Consider the following 15842-nt stretch of genomic DNA (forward strand, 5'->3'; position numbering starts at 1 on the left):
CGCGAGCGTCGGCACCTTCTTCGTCAAGCTTGGCGCTTCCCAGTCGATCATGGGCGCGCTGTACAAGGGCCTGATCGCCACCGGCGTACTGTCGCTGATCGGCGTCGGCGTCGTCATCCACCAGTTGATCGGCTTCGGCCCGCTGCCCGGCGTGTCCTACACGGGTCTGGCGCTGTTCGAATGCGGCATCGTCGGCCTCGCCGTCACCGGCCTGATCATCTGGATCACCGAATACTACACCGGCACTGACTTCCGCCCGGTGAAGTCGATCGCCCAGGCCTCGGTCACCGGCCACGGCACCAACGTGATCCAGGGTCTCGCCATCTCGATGGAAGCGACCGCGCTGCCCGCGATCGTGATCATCGCCGGCATCCTGATCACCTACAGCCTTGCCGGCCTTTTCGGCATCGCGATCGCCACCACCACCATGCTGGCGCTGGCCGGCATGATCGTCGCGCTCGACGCCTTCGGTCCGGTCACCGACAACGCCGGCGGCATCGCCGAAATGGCCGGCCTGCCGAAGGAAGTGCGCAAGTCGACCGACGCGCTCGACGCCGTCGGCAACACCACCAAGGCGGTCACCAAGGGCTACGCGATCGGCTCGGCCGGTCTCGGCGCGCTGGTGCTGTTCGCGGCCTACAATGAAGACCTCAAGTTCTTCATTGCGCAGAAGTCGCCGTACTTCGTCGGCGTCGCCCCGGACTTCTCGCTGAACAACCCCTACGTCGTGGTCGGCCTGCTGTTCGGCGGCCTGCGGCCGTACCTGTTCGGCGCGATGGGCATGACCGCGGTCGGCCGCGCCGCCGGCGCGATCGTCGAGGAAGTGCGTCGCCAGTTCCGCGAAAAGCCCGGCATCATGAAGGGCACCGACAAGCCGGACTACGGCAAGGCGGTCGACCTGCTGACCAAGGCGGCGATCAAGGAAATGATCATCCCGTCGCTGCTGCCGGTGCTGTCGCCGATCTTCGTCTACTTCGCGATCTATGCGATCGCGGGTGGCGGTGCGGCCGGCAAGTCGGCGGCGTTCTCGGCGGTCGGCGCGATGCTGCTCGGCGTCATCGTCACCGGTCTGTTCGTCGCGATCTCGATGACCTCGGGCGGCGGCGCCTGGGATAACGCCAAGAAGTACATCGAGGACGGCCACTTCGGCGGCAAGGGCTCCGACGCCCATAAGGCCGCGGTGACCGGCGACACCGTCGGCGATCCCTACAAGGACACCGCGGGCCCGGCCGTGAACCCGATGATCAAGATCACCAACATCGTCGCCCTGCTGCTGCTGGCGATCCTGGCGCACTAAGCGCAAGACCGGTTGGTCCAACACAAAGCCCCGCGGCGAAAGCCGCGGGGCTTTTGCTTTGAGGCCGCTATCGCAGAGCGCTCCCGAGCTCACCCGTCTTCCGATTGAACCTATCGGAACTCGCTGCGTTACCCGTTCCCATCTTGCGGAAGGATCACGACATGAGCGGTGTGAGCGGTATCAAGGAACATATGGAAGTCATCGGCGCCGACGGCGTGCATGTCGGCACCGTCGATCGTGTCGACGGCAATCGCATCAAGCTGACCAAGAAGGACAGCGGCGAGGGCCATCACAAGGGTCACCACCACTTCATCGACGGCGGCTTGGTCGCCGAAGTTGAAGGCAACAAGGTGCGGCTGTCCGCCAACGCCGCCGTCGCGGTGTCGATGGAAGAAGAGAAGTAGTTAGTCGCCTTCGAGCAGTTGACGCAACGGGCTCCGCGGCGATTGCCACGGGACCTCTTTCTTGCGCCTAGCGAAACCCCATGGTGAGCAGCATCGCGAACCATGATGCTACGGTCGCGGCGCTGCCCGCGCCTATGGCCATCCTTCGAGATGCCCCGGCTGCGCCGAGGCTCCTCAGGATGAGGATCAATGCATTGGGGCTGCGACCTTTCCTTCCGCGTGATAGTGACGGGACACGTCACCAACTGGCTGCAAAGGAATGATCCCATGTCGCTGTCATCCGCCAAGAACTACGCGCTGCGCGCGGCCAAGTCGCAGGATCAGAAGGAGGCGATCGAATTGCTGTCAAAGGCGATTCTCGAGCTGGTGAGTTCGATCGAGACGACCGACGCCAAGATAAAGAAAATCAACAAGGACAAATCCTAGTGTAGGATCGGCCATCACAGGGCAGGGACTTAAGGATGGTGGTCGAGACGGCGGCGCTGGAAGCCAACGGACTGCGCTTCGCGGCCGACACCGCGGGGCAGGGCGACACCGTCGCGCTCTTGTTGCATGGATTTCCCGAGGCGCGGCAATCCTGGTATCGGCAGATCCCGTTCCTGGCTGAGCTCGGCTGGCGAGTAGTGGCGCCGGATCTGCGCGGCTATGGCGGCACGTCGCGGCCCGAGGGTAAGGCGGCATACTCGATCGAGCATCTGACCGACGACGTCGCGGCGCTGTTCGCCGCGCTTGGCGGCAAGCGCCGCATTCTGATCGGCCACGACTGGGGCGGCGTGATCGCCTGGCAGACCGCGCTGCGCGGCAAGGTGCATCTCGACGGGCTGATCATCCTCAACGCGCCGCATCCGGATGCGTTCGCGCGTGAGCTCGCCCGCGGCTGGGCGCAGCGCCGCCGCTCCTGGTACGTCGCGTTCTTCCAATTGCCGTTGCTGCCGGAATGGCTGCTGACCCGCAAAGGCGGCGCGCCGCTGGTCAAGATGTTCAAGAGCCACAGCCACAAGATCCCGGCCGAACAACTCGAGATCTATCGCCGCAACATGCTGCAGCCGGGCGCGGCCACCGCGATGCTGAATTACTATCGGGCCAATTTCTCCGGCCTTGCCGGCGGCGCCGGCAGCAATCCGGTGATCACCGTGCCGACGCTGATGATTTGGGGCAAGGACGATCTCGCGCTCGACATCGCGCTGACCGAAGGCAACGAGCAGTTCGTCGAGGACTTCACCCTGCACAAGCTGCCGCGCGCGTCGCATTGGGTGCAGCAGGACGCACCCGATGAAGTCAACGCGACGATTGCGGAGTGGGCGCGGGGGAAGGGGCTGGCGTAGCCGGGACGGCGCTTCTGAGATGGGTTTCGCTTGCGCTCAACCCATCCTACCCATCAACACCATTGCGCTGATCTGCCTCCGCCTCAGCGGAAGCTGATCAACCGGAACAGCGGCGCCAGATAGCTCATCTCCTGACCGGAGGTCGGCGTGGTGCGGCTGATGAAGTCGAAGATCTTGCCGTCCTGCAGGCCGTAATTGGCGATACGGCGGACCTGGCGGTTCTTGTCGAAATAGATCGCGATCACGCGCTGGTCGATCACCTTCTGCGGCATGAACGCCACCGCACGCTCGGTGCGCTGCGAGATGTAGTAGAACACCTCGCCGTCCAGGGTCGCCACCGTCGACGGCGTCCCCATCACCAGCAGCACTTGATCCTGGCTGGCGCCGATCGGAATCTGCTCCAGCGCGCCATTGGGCAGAATGTAGCCCTTCTGGAATTGCTCTGACGTGCAGGCACCCATACCGGCGCCGACCAGCGTCAGCGCCACGGCCAGGCCGAGGTTGCGCGGCAGCGAAAAACGGCTTCGCAGCGCGTTGGCGCGCCCGCGTCGATCGATCGAAATACTCATTCGGGAGTTGGCCTCATCCCCTTGCATCGCGCAGGGCGTTGACGTACCGGGCAGGAACTCGGAAAGCAATCCCGAAAGGCCCGTACGGGCCCGGACCTGGAACCCGCAATGATTTGGCCGTTCAATCTGCTCCGTCCGCCCCGGACGCCGCCGCGCGGCACCATTGAAGCGATCTATGGCACGATCGTGGCGCAGTCGCGCCTGCCGGTCTTTTACCAGCAATTCGGCGTCGCCGACACCGTCAACGGCCGATTCGAGATGCTGGTGGTCCATCTGTGGCTGGTGCTGCGGCGGATTCGCAGCATCCAGGACGCATCGACCTTCGCCCAGGCGCTGTTCGACTATTTCTGCAGCGACCTCGACGCCAACCTGCGCGAGCTTGGCGTCGGCGATCTGTCGGTGCCGAAGCGGATGCAGGCGTTCGGCGAAGCGTTCTACGGCCGCTCGGCGGCTTATGATCTGGCGCTGACGGAAGGCCGCGAGGACCTCGAGCTGGCGCTGAACCGGAACGTTCTCGACGGTGCCGACATTGAGAACGCGCGCAAGCTGGCAGTCTATGTCGGGCAGGTGATCGACGCGCTCGACGCGGTGCCGCCGGCCAAGCTGCGCAGCGGCGACCTGCCGTTCCCGCAGCCGACCGCTTAAGACGAGGACTTTCGACGATGGCGAGCGAAGACAACCCGTGGAGCGTGCCGGTGGTGGTGCTGCAGATTCCCGAAACGGGGCTGCACCGCGACTTCGTTGCGAGCGCTGCGGAGCGGGAGGCGATCAGCGCGCTCGGTGATCTGCGCGGGGTCGCGGAGGCCACCGCGTCATTTGATCTGAAGCCGTTCACTGACGGCCGCGTCCATCTCACCGGACGGGTGCGCGCCAAGGTGACGCAGACCTGCGTGGTGACGCTCGATCCGGTCGACAATGTCATCGACGAGAGCGTCGATCTCACCTTCCTGCCGCCGGAGCAGATTCGCGAGCTGTCCGACACGGTCGACGAGGAGGGCGAGCCCGATCCAAGCGATCCGCCGGAGGCGATCGAACGCGGCATCATCGATATCGGCCGCGTCGCCACCGATGCGCTGTATCTCGGACTCGATCCTTATCCGCGCAAACCGGACGCGGTGTTCGAGCCGGTCGTCGACCGCGACGATCCCGACATGAACCCGTTCGCGGCGTTGAAAGCGCTGCAACAGCCGACCGGCGCCGAAAGCCCGCGCAAGCCGAAAAAGGGCTGAGCGGACAGCATTCGCCCAGCCGCCGCAGACGCCGCCTGTTCGCAGCCGAAAATCATGCGCACACGCTACGAAATGCGACTTAAATCTGCCCGATCAAGATGTTGTATCGGGGCGGAGAATGGCTATTGTCCGGCCAAATCGGTGTGCAGCGCTGCACGCTTTTCACCGCCCCGACGGGGCTTTTTTTGAGTCCACGGCCAAGCGCACAAGGTCGCAGGCGATCAGGCTTCCGGAACGCCCATGCCTCAAAAAGTTCGAATCGCGCTCGACGCAATGGGGGGCGATTTCGGCCCCTCCGTCGTGATACCCGGCGCGGCGATCTCACTCGGCCGGCATCCGGACGTTGAATTCCTGCTCTACGGCGACGCCAAGCTGATCGAGAAAGAGCTGGCCGCGCATCCAGCGCTGCGCAAAGCCTCGCGTGTCATTCACACGGATGTCGCTGTGGCGATGCACGACAAGCCGAGCGTGGCGCTGCGCCGCGGTCGCTACAAATCGTCGATGTGGCAGGCGATCGACGCGGTGAAGAAGACCGAGGCTGACGTCACGGTCTCGGCCGGCAACACCGGCGCGCTGATGGCGATGGCGCGGTTCTGCCTGCGCACGCTGCCCGGCATCGACCGTCCGGCGATCGCCGCCACCTGGCCGACGATGCGGGGCGATTCGGTGGTGCTCGATCTCGGCGCCTCGATCGGCGGCGACGCGCAGCACCTGAAGGCGCTCGCGATCATGGGCGCGGCGATGGCCAGCGTGCTGTTCGACCTGGAGCGTCCGACCGTCGGCCTGCTCAACATCGGCGTCGAGGAGATCAAAGGTGGCGAGGAGATCCGCGAAGCGGCCGAGCTGCTGCGCGCGATGAATTCGCAGCGCTTTGATTTCATCGGCTTCGTTGAGGGCGACGGCATCGGCAAGGGCGCCGCCGACGTCATCGTGTCGGAGGGCTTCGCCGGCAATATAGCGCTGAAGGCCGCGGAGGGCACTGCCCGCCAGCTCGCGGAATATTTGCGCGCCGCAATGTCCCGGACCTGGCGGTCGAAGATCGGCTATCTGTTCGCGCGCGACGCCTTCAAGGCGCTCAAAGACAAGATGGACCCCAACAAGTCCAACGGCGGCGTTTTCCTCGGGCTTAACGGAATCGTGGTCAAGAGCCACGGTGGAACCAATGCCGAGGGCTTTGCCTACGCGGTCGATGTTGGCTATGACATGGTCCGCTACGATCTCCTGACCAAGATCAATCAAACGCTCAATCGTGATGCCGGCGCGTTGGTCGCGACGCCGAGCGCTCAGGAGGTTGTCTCGTGACGGTGATTCGTTCGGTCGTACTGGGCTGCGGCGCTTACTTGCCGGAGCGGGTCCTCACCAACGAAGAACTGGCCCGGACGGTCGACACCTCGGACGAATGGATCGTCCAGCGCACCGGAATCCGCGAACGCCACATCGCCGCCGACGGCGAATTCACCTCACATCTGGCCACCAAAGCCGCCCAGGCGGCGCTCGACAATGCGGGCCTGACCGCCGATCAGATCGACCTGATCGTGCTGGCGACCTCGACCCCCGACCACACCTTCCCGGCGACCGCGGTGCAGGTTCAGGCCGCGCTCGGCATGACCCACGGCGTCGCCTTCGACCTGCAGGCAGTGTGCTCCGGCTTCGTGTTCGCGGTCGCCACTGCGGACAATTACCTGCGCGCCGGCTCGGCCAAGCGGGCCCTGGTGATCGGCGCCGAGACCTTCTCCCGCATCCTCGACTGGAATGATCGCGGCACCTGCGTGCTGTTCGGCGACGGCGCCGGCGCGATCGTGCTCGAGGCGCAGGAGGGCTGGGGCACGTCGGCCGACCGCGGCGTGCTGACCACACATCTGCGTTCGGACGGCCGTCACAAACACAAATTGTACGTCGACGGCGGCCCGTCGAGCACCCAGACCGTCGGCCATCTGCGGATGGAAGGGCGCGAGGTGTTCAAGCACGCGGTCGGCATGATCACCGGGGTGATCGTCGACGCCTTCAACGCCTCCGGCACCAGCGCCGACAATGTCGACTGGTTCGTGCCGCATCAGGCCAACAAGCGGATCATCGACGCCTCGGCGCAGAAGCTGCATATCGCGCCGGAGAAGGTGGTGATGACGGTCGACCGCCACGGCAATACCTCGGCGGCCTCGATTCCGCTGGCGTTGTGCACTGCGGTCGCTGATGGCCGCATCCAGAAGGGCCACCTCGTTCTGCTCGAAGCGATGGGCGGCGGCTTCACCTGGGGCGCCGCGCTGCTCCGCTGGTAGTTGTGCGCGTAAAATTTTAGCAGCATTTCCATGGCGTTCGGTGCTAACTTTGAGACGCGGTGGAGTTGACCGCCGATAGTTAACCTCTTAATTTCAGCGCGGATTTTTTCTTTCGCCGTGAGGTGGGGCAGGCGATGGCCGGACGAACAGTCACACGTGTCGATCTATGCGAGGCGGTCTATCAGAAGGTCGGCCTGTCGCGCACCGAGTCGTCGGCATTCGTCGAACTGGTGTTGAAAGAGATCACCGACTGCCTCGAGCGGGGCGAGACGGTGAAGCTGTCGTCGTTCGGGTCGTTCCTGGTCCGGCAGAAGGGGCAACGCATCGGGCGCAACCCGAAGACCGGCACCGAAGTGCCGATCTCGCCGCGCCGGGTGATGGTGTTCAAGCCATCGGCGATCCTGAAGCAGCGCATCAACGCCAATGGTGCCGTGCCGGCAACCGACGACGAGTCTGAAGAAAACGCAGCCGCAACCGCATCCGGCAGCTGACGGGGAGCTGGCCTTTGGACAAGGCACCCGACGCATTCCGCACCATCAGCGAGGTCGCAGCCGAGCTCGACATTCCACAGCACGTGCTGCGGTTCTGGGAAACACGGTTCACCCAGATCAAGCCGATGAAGCGGTCGGGCGGGCGGCGCTACTACCGGCCCGACGACGTCGATCTGCTCAAAGGCATCCGCCGTCTGCTGTACGGCGAGGGCTACACCATCCGCGGTGTGCAGCGGATCCTGAAAGAGCACGGCATCAAATCGGTGCAGCGGCTGGCCGACGCCGAGGTCCACGCCAGCTTTGGCGCGGTCGAGGCGGCGATCACCCGGACCGTCGCCGAGGAAGAAGAGTTCGAGCCCGTCCCCGGCGGTATCGACGCCGATGACGACGACTACGATGGCGAGGACGAAGGGCTCGACCTGCACGCCACGATGGCCGAGCCGGATCGGCGCGCAGCACCCGCGCCGCGACGCCACGTCGAGGCCGAGTCGCGCCACGCACCGCGGTTCGACGATCACGAGGACGAGGACCACGACGACGATTTCGCCGTCGAGCCGGCTGCCGTCATAGCGGCTCCCGGCCGCGCGCCGCGGTTCGATCTGCCGCCGCTGGAGTTCCCCGCCGCCAAGGCGCCGCCGGCTCCGCCACCGGTCGATCTTGGTCCGCTTCGCGCCGCACTGACCGACCTGATCGCCTGCCGCGAACTGCTCGACGCCGCGATCAAGGACGGCTGAGGACAGGCGAAGATCTTGAGCAACAACCTCAAGAATCGGGCCTAAGGTTCAGCAAAGCTTCAAGTTAGCGATGTTCAGGCTTGGCCCGTCATTCACGATTGCTCTGGTCTGCAAGCATTTGAGAACCTTCGACTGACCGATGCCTGGCAAGCGCGCTCGGGCACTAGAGTATGGAGACCGTGGGAGGACGGAAACGGCCGGCGGTGCCTGAGGTCGCGGGCGGACCGGATCGCCAGATCCGGCCCGTATTCTTCGGCGAACACGTCGCCGAATTGATCCTCCGCAGCTTGCGCGAACGCGCGATCGCCGCTACAGCATCAGGGCCGAAACGGCATCGGAGCGTGGCGCAGCCCGGTTAGCGCACTAGTCTGGGAGACTAGGGGTCGAAGGTTCAAATCCTTTCGCTCCGACCATTCATCGGCCTTCGGTATTTTGTTCATCGAGTGCGGCGCGAGTTCGGGCGCGCGTTATTCTGCCTCAGATCCAGCCATAGAACTTAGGCGGGTCGCGGCCGCCAGGTCCAACAGTCCTTATCGAGACGAGCTTTAGAGGGCGCACGACATGTCGTCGTTCTGGCAATCGGTGAAGAATGCCTTCATCCCTTGGCGGCTGCTGGAGCGGGACGGGGACGATGGCGGCGCCGGTATGCGCACGATCGAATTCGGGCAGACCATGATCGATGGGACGGCTGGTGACGGTCTCACCGACGTCACAGCCGCCGTCCATCACCACCCCCACGATGATCTGCCAAGTCATCCGGCGCCGGATAAGAGGACTGCGAATAGCTAGGTTGGCGCAATCGCCGGGCGATGTCGTGAGTATTACTCGCTCCGAAGTAACAGTTCTCAGAATCGATCAAAAGACAGTCTGACATGACAGTTTGTCGCATCTCGGGCTTGCTTCGATGGGCTTGCTCACAAGCTTCGTGCATCAGCTAATTACTGACGGGCGTTAAAGAACCCTCCATTAACTAATCACTTTTTGATTGCCTCCGTTGGTCCGCGTCGCGCGGCCGGTTTGAGGTATTCTATGCTGCGACCTCGTGTCCGGACGGACATGCTCGATTACAGCAGCGATGGCGCTGGGCCTCCCAGCAACATCGGGGCATGGGCATGTTTCAAACAACAACAAAAGCGACAGGGCGAACTCTTCTGCTCTGCACGGTCGGCGCGGTCGCGCTGACGATTCAAATTCCGCAAGATGCACACGCGCAATCCAATCTGCCGGCCGTCACCGTCGATGCGCCGCGCGCCGAGCGGGCGCGCACCGCGCGTCCGGTCGCCAGCACGCGCGCCGGCACCACGCGACGCGTTGCCGCTCGCCGGGAGGCGCGGCCACCTGCGCCGGTCGCGCCTGTGCCTTACGTGACGCCATCGACCGGCACGCTCGGCGCGCTGCCGGCCAGCTACGCGGGCGGCCAGGTCGCGAGTGGTGGGCAGGTCGGTTTCCTCGGCAATCGCAGCCTGCTCGACACGCCGTTCAGCCAGACCAACTACACTGCCAAGCTGATGCAGGATCAGCAGGCGCGCACGATCCGCGACGTCGTCGCCAACGATCCCTCGGTGCGGGCGGTGACGTCCGCCGGCGGCGGACAGGACGGCTATTTCATCCGCGGATTCTACTACGACGTCGGCGATCTGGCGCTCAACGGCATGTACGGCATGGCACCGTTCTGGAGCGTCGGCGCCAATTTCATCGAACGGGTCGAGATCCTGAAAGGCCCGACCGCACTGCTCACCGGCATCTCGCCGCTCGGCGCGGTCGGCGGCAGCATCAATCTCGTCACCAAGAAGGCGCCGGATTACGACATCACCCAGCTCACCGCGACCTACGCGTCGCGCTCGCAATTCGGCCTGCAGGCCGATGTCGCGCGGCGCTATGGCGAGCACAAGGAGTGGGGCGTCCGCTTCAATGGCAGCTACAGCGACGGCAAGACGCCGTTCGACCGGCAGAGCAGCGAATTCGGCAACGCCGTGCTGGGCCTGGATTATCGCGGCGAAAACGTCCGGGTCTCGGCCGATGTCGGTTATCAGGCCAACAACCTGAATCCGCCGATCCGGTTCTTCAGTTTCCAGTCGAGCGTTGTGCCGCTGCCGCCCGCGCCCGCGGCCAACTCCAACGCGATTCCGGACTGGGCCTACTGGAAGCCAAAGGACACCTTCGCCACGGTGAAGGCCGAAGTCGACGTTACGCCCGGGCTGACGGTGTACGGTGCGGCCGGCTATCATCAGGCCAAGATCGATTTCAAATTCCTGTCGCCGACCATCATCAACCAGGCGGGCGACTATGGCTCGCGCCCGTTCGCCGGCGAGCAGACGTTCACGGCCAAGACCGGTGAAGTCGGGCTACGCGGCGAGGCCGACACCGGGCCGATCAACCACAAATTCGTGGTGAACTACGGGGTGTTCGATCGTCCCAGCGAAAGCTCCTATCTGGGCGCAAACAGTCTCGTCGGATCGAACATCTACAACTACAAAGCGATCCCCGAACCGTTGTTCTCGATCCCGAGCAGCAACTCTGTCAGCCTGAAGCAGTGGAGCGTCGGGGCCGCGGATACGATGTCGATCCTGAACGGCGGCGTTCAGGCCGTGGTCGGCGTCCGCCGTCAGCACGTCAGCAACAGCTCGACCGATCTGCTCACCGGCGTCACCACCGGGCAGGACGGTGCCGCCTGGAGCCCGGCCTATGCGCTGCTGATCCGGCCGCTGTCGAACGTGACGCTGTATGCCAACTACATCGAAGGGCTGCAGCCGGGCACGACCGTGGGGATCGGCTATGACAATGTCGGCCAGGTGTTTCCGCCGTTCCAGACCAAACAGGTCGAGACCGGCGTGAAGGTCGACTTCGGCAAGATCAGCGTCACCGGCAGCCTGTTCGAGATCAAGCAGCCGAGCGCGATCGCGTCGAGTGCGAACGGCGTGTTGACGCTGTCGGCCAACGGGGAGCAGCGCAACCGTGGCGCCGAGCTCAACGTGTTCGGTGAAATGGCGCCGGGCCTGCGGCTGCTCGGCGGCGCCACGTTTATCGACGGCGTGCTGGAAAAGACCGACAGAGGTCTCAACGACGGCAATCGTGCGCCGGGCGTTGCGCGGGTCAACGTCAATCTCGGCGCCGAGGTCGACGTGCCGGGCGTCGACGGCCTGACGTTGACGGGCCGTGTGATCCACACAGGCTGGACCTATGCCAACGCCGCCAACACCCAGGTGCTGCCATCGTGGACGCGGTTCGATCTCGGAGCCCGGTACACCTTCCTGTCGCCGTGGAACGGCAAGCCAATCGTGGTGCGGGCAGCGATCGAGAACGTGGAAAACGTGGCCTACTACGCGTCGTCTTATAGCGGTACCGCGATCGGGCTCGGCGCGCCACGGACCTACTTGTTGTCGACGACGTTCAACTTCTGATCGACCAGGGCCGTCCCGCGATACTTTGGCTGCGCGGGACGGCTGCAGCGTGCCGCGACGATCTGACCGCGACGGCCTCAGGTTACCGGCAACCCACATCCTTCCGCGGTTCATTGAAATGTCATAACGTCGTTGCATCGCGACAAGCGAGGATTCGACGATGCGACTGCGTGTACGGAAGGCCGCCCATTTTCTCGAACGGACCGGGCTGGCGCTGGCCGGCGCGGCGTGCGGCACCTTCGTCGGCGCTCATGTCGGCACCAGCTTCGCGGCCTTGACCACGATCGGCTTCCTGCTGGGGATGATCGCACTCGGCGCGATCGGGTTTTATCTCGGCATCGACATTCCGCCGCTGCCGTTCCACGGCGCCGACGAGGACAGCCGCGCCAGCGGCAAGATCGACGCCGCGGAGTTTCTCAGCGCATTCGGGACGTTTCTGGCGACGCTCGCGGCGTTCGCGTCCGTCAGCGCCGTGGTGCTGCGGCTCAACCTGCATTCGGTCTGGAGCTGGCTGATTTTGATCGGCTGGCTCGCCGGCGTGACGATGCAGATCACCGCCGGCGCGATCGCCCGGATACGCCGCGCGCACGCCCACTAAAGCTAGCGTTCATCCCCCAAGAAACGAAAACCGCCCCGGAGGGCGGTTTTCCAGCATCGTGGCGAGCTCTGCTTGGCCTGACCCGCCGCGCGGCGCGGGTAGGCTCCGCAGCGGGATTACTTGCGCCCGAGAAAGCCGGCGACCGGCTCCGGCAGCGGGATCTTGGCGACGAGCTGTGGGGCGAACACCACCGCGGCGATCGCCAGCGCGATCAAGACCGGCAACAGTTCGAACGACGACACCTCGACCACGATCCAGATCGCCACGATCAACGCGGCGAGCTCGGCGGCGAAATACATCAGCACCGTGGTGAAGCCGGGCTTCGGCGACTTGGTCAGCGCCGGCGCCGTGAAGGCGACGAACACCGAAAACACCAGAAGCGCGACCAGCAGCAGGAACAGAAACGCCGCGGTCTGAAGGGTGGCTGCCAGCATGATCGGGGACTCCATAAGGATCGACTGAATCTGCCTGCAAGACTAGGGCAATTCACCGAATCGCAAAAGCGCGGCGCTGTCCGGGACGCGCCTGACGACGAATGCAGGCCGGCTGCAATGCCTTGCGATGGACTCGCGCAAGCGATGACCTGCAGCTAAGCTCGGCCCTGCAGCTCCGGCTCGAACCGGCGCGCATCAAAAATCGGGAAGGGACGACGCGACCATGAGGGATTTCGCCGGCAGGATTGCCGTGATCACCGGCGGCGGTGCGGGAATGGGCCGTGAACTCGCCCGCCAGCTCGTCGCCGAAGGCTGCCACGTCGCGATCTGCGACGTTGCGCAAGCTGCGATGGATGAAACGCGGCGGCTGTGCGAGGCCGATGGCTTGCCCCAAGGTGTGAGGATCACCACCCACGTCGTCGACGTTGCCGACGAAGCGCAGATGCAGCGGTTTCGCGACGAGGTCACCGCCCAGCATGCCACCGGCTGCATCCATCTGTTGTTCAACAACGCCGGCATCGGCGGCGGCGGCAGCATGATCGCCAATTCCCGCGAACAGTGGGAGCGCACCTTCAACATCTGCTGGGGCGGCGTGTATCTCGGCACGCGCATTTTCCTGCCGATGCTGATCGCGGCCGACCACGGTCATATCGTCAACACTTCCAGCGTCAACGGCTTCTGGGCTTCGCTCGGCCCCACGGTGCCGCACACCGCCTACAGCGCCGCGAAGTTCGCCGTGAAGGGATTTTCTGAAGCGCTGATCGGCGATCTCCGGCTGAATGCGCCGCATGTCCGCTGTTCGGTGGTGATGCCGGGCCACATCGGCACGTCGATCATGACCAACTCCAGGCGGATCCAGCTTGGCGACAGCTCCGACGAACTCAGCGCCGACGAAGTCGCCGGCATGCGCCAGCGCCTGTCGGCGGCCGGGATTGATCTGTCGCAGACCTCCGACGACGACCTTCGCGCGATCGCCAAGGAGCGGGCGCGGAGCTTCCAAGAAGACGCGCCGACCAGCGCCGCCGCGGCGGCGCGCAGTATCCTCGACGGCGTGCGCCGCGGTGATTGGCGCATCCTGGTCGGCGACGATGCTCATGCGCTCGACGCTCGCGTTCGCGCCATGCCGGAGCGCGCCTACGAGGTCGAGTTCTATCAGAACTTCGCGGCCGAAGTCGGCTGGCGGCTCGGCTGACCGCGACCAAGACCAATAACAAACCGAAGGGAGCCCGCCATGGATGCCGCCGTCGCGCCGGAACGCATCGATCTCGCCGGCCTGGTCGCCGATCTCAACGCGCTATTGCGGCTGAAGACCACGGTGATCGGGATGAAGCTGTTCCGAACCGTCGCCGAGATGGAGGCGGTGCCGAAGATCCGCCGGCCGAACGCGATCCACACCACCGACCAGATCGTATCGATGGCGTCGCGTCTCGGCTGGACCGTGGGCATCACCGCCGCCGATCTGGTCGGCGAACAGTGCCGCGCCGTGATCGGTCTGGCGCCGCAGGACGAGCAATGGCTCGCCGGGCGGTCCTATGTCGGCGTCTGGCATGCGACGCAGGAAGACGCCAGCGCCCGTCAGCACGCGCTTGACGTGGTGCCGTTCGGCCATCACCAGGCGATGGCGGTGTCGCCGCTGGCGAGCGGCCGGCTCGATCCGCCGGACATCTGCCTCGTCTATGCGACGCCAGGTCAGATGATCATCCTGATCAACGGATTGCAATATGCCGGCTACAAGAAGTTCGAGTGGAGCGTGGTCGGCGAAACCGCCTGCGCCGATTCCTGGGGCAGGGCGTTGAAGACCGGCGAGCCGAGCCTGTCGCTGCCGTGTTTCGCCGAGCGCCGCTATGGCGGTGTGCCGGACGAAGAGATGCTGATGGCGCTGAGCCCAGCGCATCTTGCCAAGGCGATCGACGGCATGAAGCAGCTCGCCAAGAACGGCCTGCGTTACCCGATCGCACCATACGGCATCCAGGCCGATGTCCGGGCCGGGATGGGCGTGTCGTACGGGAATAAGTAGCAAACTCTCGACTCGTCATTCCGGGGCGCGAGCGGAAGCTCGCGAACCCGGAATCTCGACGTGGTGAGGCACGACGTTTCAACAACCTTCCGGATTCCGGGTTCGCCGCTGCGCGGCGCCCCGGAATGACGGTGTGGGGAGTGTGCGTGAAACGAGCGCCTCAGTACGCGTTCTCGCCCTTGAGCAGCGCCCACGGCGTTCTCAGCAGGATGTAGAGGTCGAACAGCACCGACCAGTTTTCGATGTAATACAGGTCGAACTCGACGCGCTTCTGGATCTTCTCTTCGTTGTCGATCTCGCCGCGCCAGCCGTTGATCTGGGCCCAGCCGGTGATGCCCGGCTTGACACGGTGGCGTGCGAAGTAGCCGTCGACGGCTTCGTCGAACAGCCGGCTCTGCAGCTTGCCTTGCACCGCATGCGGGCGAGGGCCGACCAGCGACAGGTTGCCCTTGAACACCACATTGATCAGCTGCGGCAGCTCGTCGAGGCTGGTGCGGCGGATGAAACGGCCGACGCGGGTGACGCGCGGATCGTTGCGGGTGACCACCTTGGACGCCGTCGGGTCGGCCTGATGGTGATACATCGACCGGAACTTGAGCACGTCGATCCGCTCGTTGTTGAAGCCGAACCGCTTCTGGCGGAACAGCACCGGACCCGGACTGTCGAGCTTGATCGCCAGCGCCACCAGCGCCATCACCGGCGCCGCAAGCAGCAGGATGAAGCCGCCGACCACGCGGTCGAACACCTGCTTCATCACCTGATCCCAATCGGTGATCGGGGCTTCGAACACGTCGAGCGTCGGCACTTTGCCGAGATAGGAATAAGCGCGCGGCCGGAACCGAAGCTTGTTGGTGTGCGCCGACAGCCGGATGTCGACCGGCAGCACCCACAGCTTCTTCAGCATGTCGAGGATGCGGGTCTCGGCCGAGATCGGCAGCGCGAACAGCACGAGATCGACGCGAGTGCGGCGGGCGAATTCCGGAATGTCGTCGACCTTGCCGAGCTTCGGCACGCCGGCGCAGGTGGACTGCGAACGTGCGCCGTTGCGAGCGTCGAACACGCCGAGG

General features: G+C 64.7%; 18 protein-coding genes and 1 tRNA gene. 16 read left to right on the plus strand and 3 right to left on the minus strand.

Annotation, left to right across the window (positions count from 1 at the left end):
- From DYI24_RS08440 to DYI24_RS08450, 4 genes are all read left to right on the plus strand, one after another.
- Positions 1 to 1297 (plus strand): sodium/proton-translocating pyrophosphatase (locus tag DYI24_RS08440; RefSeq protein ID WP_164571972.1); only part of this gene is annotated, 1297 nt, incomplete at its 5' end.
- 161 nt (positions 1298 to 1458) lie between these two features.
- Positions 1459 to 1701 (plus strand): DUF2171 domain-containing protein, encoded by a 243-nt coding sequence (locus tag DYI24_RS08445; protein WP_199852141.1) that lies wholly within the window; start codon positions 1459 to 1461, stop codon positions 1699 to 1701.
- 267 nt (positions 1702 to 1968) lie between these two features.
- Complete coding sequence (locus DYI24_RS28025) at positions 1969 to 2127, plus strand: hypothetical protein (RefSeq protein WP_205523436.1); 159 nt, start codon at positions 1969 to 1971, stop codon at positions 2125 to 2127.
- A 35-nt stretch (positions 2128 to 2162) separates the two neighbouring features.
- Positions 2163 to 3026, plus strand: a complete 864-nt coding sequence (locus DYI24_RS08450) for an alpha/beta fold hydrolase (protein ID WP_164571973.1) — start codon at positions 2163 to 2165, stop codon at positions 3024 to 3026.
- An 83-nt stretch (positions 3027 to 3109) separates the two neighbouring features.
- Here DYI24_RS08450 and DYI24_RS08455 read toward each other — a convergent pair whose 3' ends face one another.
- Entirely contained in the window at positions 3110 to 3595 is a 486-nt protein-coding gene (locus DYI24_RS08455; protein ID WP_107344662.1) for an outer membrane protein assembly factor BamE, read from the minus strand.
- A gap of 108 nt (positions 3596 to 3703) precedes the next feature.
- Here DYI24_RS08455 and DYI24_RS08460 point away from each other — a divergent pair, with 108 nt between their 5' ends.
- From DYI24_RS08460 to DYI24_RS08505, 10 genes are all read left to right on the plus strand, one after another.
- Complete coding sequence (locus DYI24_RS08460; protein ID WP_164571974.1) at positions 3704 to 4240, plus strand: ubiquinol-cytochrome C chaperone family protein; 537 nt, start codon at positions 3704 to 3706, stop codon at positions 4238 to 4240.
- Positions 4241 to 4257: 17 nt separating this feature from the next.
- Positions 4258 to 4824 (plus strand): YceD family protein, encoded by a 567-nt coding sequence (locus DYI24_RS08465; protein ID WP_164571975.1) that lies wholly within the window; start codon positions 4258 to 4260, stop codon positions 4822 to 4824.
- 240 nt (positions 4825 to 5064) lie between these two features.
- Positions 5065 to 6126 (plus strand): phosphate acyltransferase PlsX, encoded by a 1062-nt coding sequence (gene plsX, locus DYI24_RS08470; RefSeq protein ID WP_107355801.1) that lies wholly within the window; start codon positions 5065 to 5067, stop codon positions 6124 to 6126.
- Positions 6123 to 7100, plus strand: coding sequence for a beta-ketoacyl-ACP synthase III (locus DYI24_RS08475; protein ID WP_107344666.1), 978 nt, complete (start codon positions 6123 to 6125; stop codon positions 7098 to 7100). Before plsX ends, DYI24_RS08475 begins: the two co-directional genes overlap by 4 nt.
- A 134-nt stretch (positions 7101 to 7234) precedes the next feature.
- Positions 7235 to 7591 carry an integration host factor subunit alpha gene (locus DYI24_RS08480; protein WP_164571976.1) on the plus strand — a complete coding sequence of 119 codons (357 nt, stop codon included), beginning with the start codon at positions 7235 to 7237 and terminating at the stop codon, positions 7589 to 7591.
- A gap of 14 nt (positions 7592 to 7605) precedes the next feature.
- Positions 7606 to 8325 (plus strand): MerR family transcriptional regulator, encoded by a 720-nt coding sequence (locus DYI24_RS08485; RefSeq protein ID WP_164571977.1) that lies wholly within the window; start codon positions 7606 to 7608, stop codon positions 8323 to 8325.
- Positions 8326 to 8660: 335 nt separating this feature from the next.
- A tRNA-Pro gene (locus DYI24_RS08490) sits at positions 8661 to 8738 on the plus strand.
- A 148-nt stretch (positions 8739 to 8886) separates the two neighbouring features.
- On the plus strand, positions 8887 to 9114 hold the full coding sequence (locus DYI24_RS08495) for a hypothetical protein (protein ID WP_107344669.1): 228 nt from the start codon (positions 8887 to 8889) through the stop codon (positions 9112 to 9114).
- A 317-nt stretch (positions 9115 to 9431) separates the two neighbouring features.
- Positions 9432 to 11726 carry a TonB-dependent receptor gene (locus DYI24_RS08500; RefSeq protein WP_164571978.1) on the plus strand — a complete coding sequence of 765 codons (2295 nt, stop codon included), beginning with the start codon at positions 9432 to 9434 and terminating at the stop codon, positions 11724 to 11726.
- A 160-nt stretch (positions 11727 to 11886) separates the two neighbouring features.
- Positions 11887 to 12324, plus strand: a complete 438-nt coding sequence (locus DYI24_RS08505; protein WP_107344671.1) for a hypothetical protein — start codon at positions 11887 to 11889, stop codon at positions 12322 to 12324.
- 116 nt (positions 12325 to 12440) lie between these two features.
- On the opposite strand, the gene DYI24_RS08510 is transcribed toward DYI24_RS08505, so the two are convergent.
- The gene (locus tag DYI24_RS08510) at positions 12441 to 12758 is read right to left on the minus strand and encodes a hypothetical protein (protein ID WP_107346601.1); all 318 of its coding nucleotides are present in this window, start codon (positions 12756 to 12758) and stop codon (positions 12441 to 12443) included.
- Positions 12759 to 12981: 223 nt separating this feature from the next.
- Here DYI24_RS08510 and DYI24_RS08515 point away from each other — a divergent pair, with 223 nt between their 5' ends.
- Together DYI24_RS08515 and DYI24_RS08520 are read left to right on the plus strand one after the other, a co-directional pair.
- Entirely contained in the window at positions 12982 to 13950 is a 969-nt protein-coding gene (locus DYI24_RS08515; protein ID WP_164571979.1) for an SDR family NAD(P)-dependent oxidoreductase, read from the plus strand.
- A gap of 39 nt (positions 13951 to 13989) precedes the next feature.
- Positions 13990 to 14775 carry a DUF169 domain-containing protein gene (locus DYI24_RS08520; RefSeq protein WP_164571980.1) on the plus strand — a complete coding sequence of 262 codons (786 nt, stop codon included), beginning with the start codon at positions 13990 to 13992 and terminating at the stop codon, positions 14773 to 14775.
- A 160-nt stretch (positions 14776 to 14935) separates the two neighbouring features.
- On the opposite strand, the gene DYI24_RS08525 is transcribed toward DYI24_RS08520, so the two are convergent.
- Positions 14936 to 15842 (minus strand): undecaprenyl-phosphate glucose phosphotransferase (locus DYI24_RS08525; RefSeq protein WP_164571981.1); only part of this gene is annotated, 907 nt, incomplete at its 5' end.

Origin of the sequence: Rhodopseudomonas sp. BR0C11, from assembly GCF_010820945.1 — a bacterium.
Lineage (GTDB): Bacteria > Pseudomonadota > Alphaproteobacteria > Rhizobiales > Xanthobacteraceae > Rhodopseudomonas > Rhodopseudomonas palustris_H.

Excerpts from the sequence above, each read along its gene's own strand:
- DYI24_RS08520 (WP_164571980.1), top strand. The coding sequence starts at position 13,990 with ATGGATGCCGCCGTCGCGCCGGAACGCATCGATCTCGCCGGCCTGGTC.
- DYI24_RS08480 (WP_164571976.1), top strand. The coding sequence starts at position 7,235 with ATGGCCGGACGAACAGTCACACGTGTCGATCTATGCGAGGCGGTCTAT.
- DYI24_RS28025 (WP_205523436.1), top strand. The coding sequence starts at position 1,969 with ATGTCGCTGTCATCCGCCAAGAACTACGCGCTGCGCGCGGCCAAGTCG.
- DYI24_RS08495 (WP_107344669.1), top strand. The coding sequence starts at position 8,887 with ATGTCGTCGTTCTGGCAATCGGTGAAGAATGCCTTCATCCCTTGGCGG.
- DYI24_RS08515 (WP_164571979.1), top strand. The coding sequence starts at position 12,982 with ATGAGGGATTTCGCCGGCAGGATTGCCGTGATCACCGGCGGCGGTGCG.
- DYI24_RS08450 (WP_164571973.1), top strand. The coding sequence starts at position 2,163 with ATGGTGGTCGAGACGGCGGCGCTGGAAGCCAACGGACTGCGCTTCGCG.
- DYI24_RS08455 (WP_107344662.1), bottom strand. The coding sequence starts at position 3,595 with ATGAGTATTTCGATCGATCGACGCGGGCGCGCCAACGCGCTGCGAAGC.
- DYI24_RS08460 (WP_164571974.1), top strand. The coding sequence starts at position 3,704 with ATGATTTGGCCGTTCAATCTGCTCCGTCCGCCCCGGACGCCGCCGCGC.
- plsX (WP_107355801.1), top strand. The coding sequence starts at position 5,065 with ATGCCTCAAAAAGTTCGAATCGCGCTCGACGCAATGGGGGGCGATTTC.
- DYI24_RS08510 (WP_107346601.1), bottom strand. The coding sequence starts at position 12,758 with ATGCTGGCAGCCACCCTTCAGACCGCGGCGTTTCTGTTCCTGCTGCTG.
- DYI24_RS08505 (WP_107344671.1), top strand. The coding sequence starts at position 11,887 with ATGCGACTGCGTGTACGGAAGGCCGCCCATTTTCTCGAACGGACCGGG.
- DYI24_RS08500 (WP_164571978.1), top strand. The coding sequence starts at position 9,432 with ATGGGCATGTTTCAAACAACAACAAAAGCGACAGGGCGAACTCTTCTG.
- DYI24_RS08465 (WP_164571975.1), top strand. The coding sequence starts at position 4,258 with ATGGCGAGCGAAGACAACCCGTGGAGCGTGCCGGTGGTGGTGCTGCAG.
- DYI24_RS08445 (WP_199852141.1), top strand. The coding sequence starts at position 1,459 with ATGAGCGGTGTGAGCGGTATCAAGGAACATATGGAAGTCATCGGCGCC.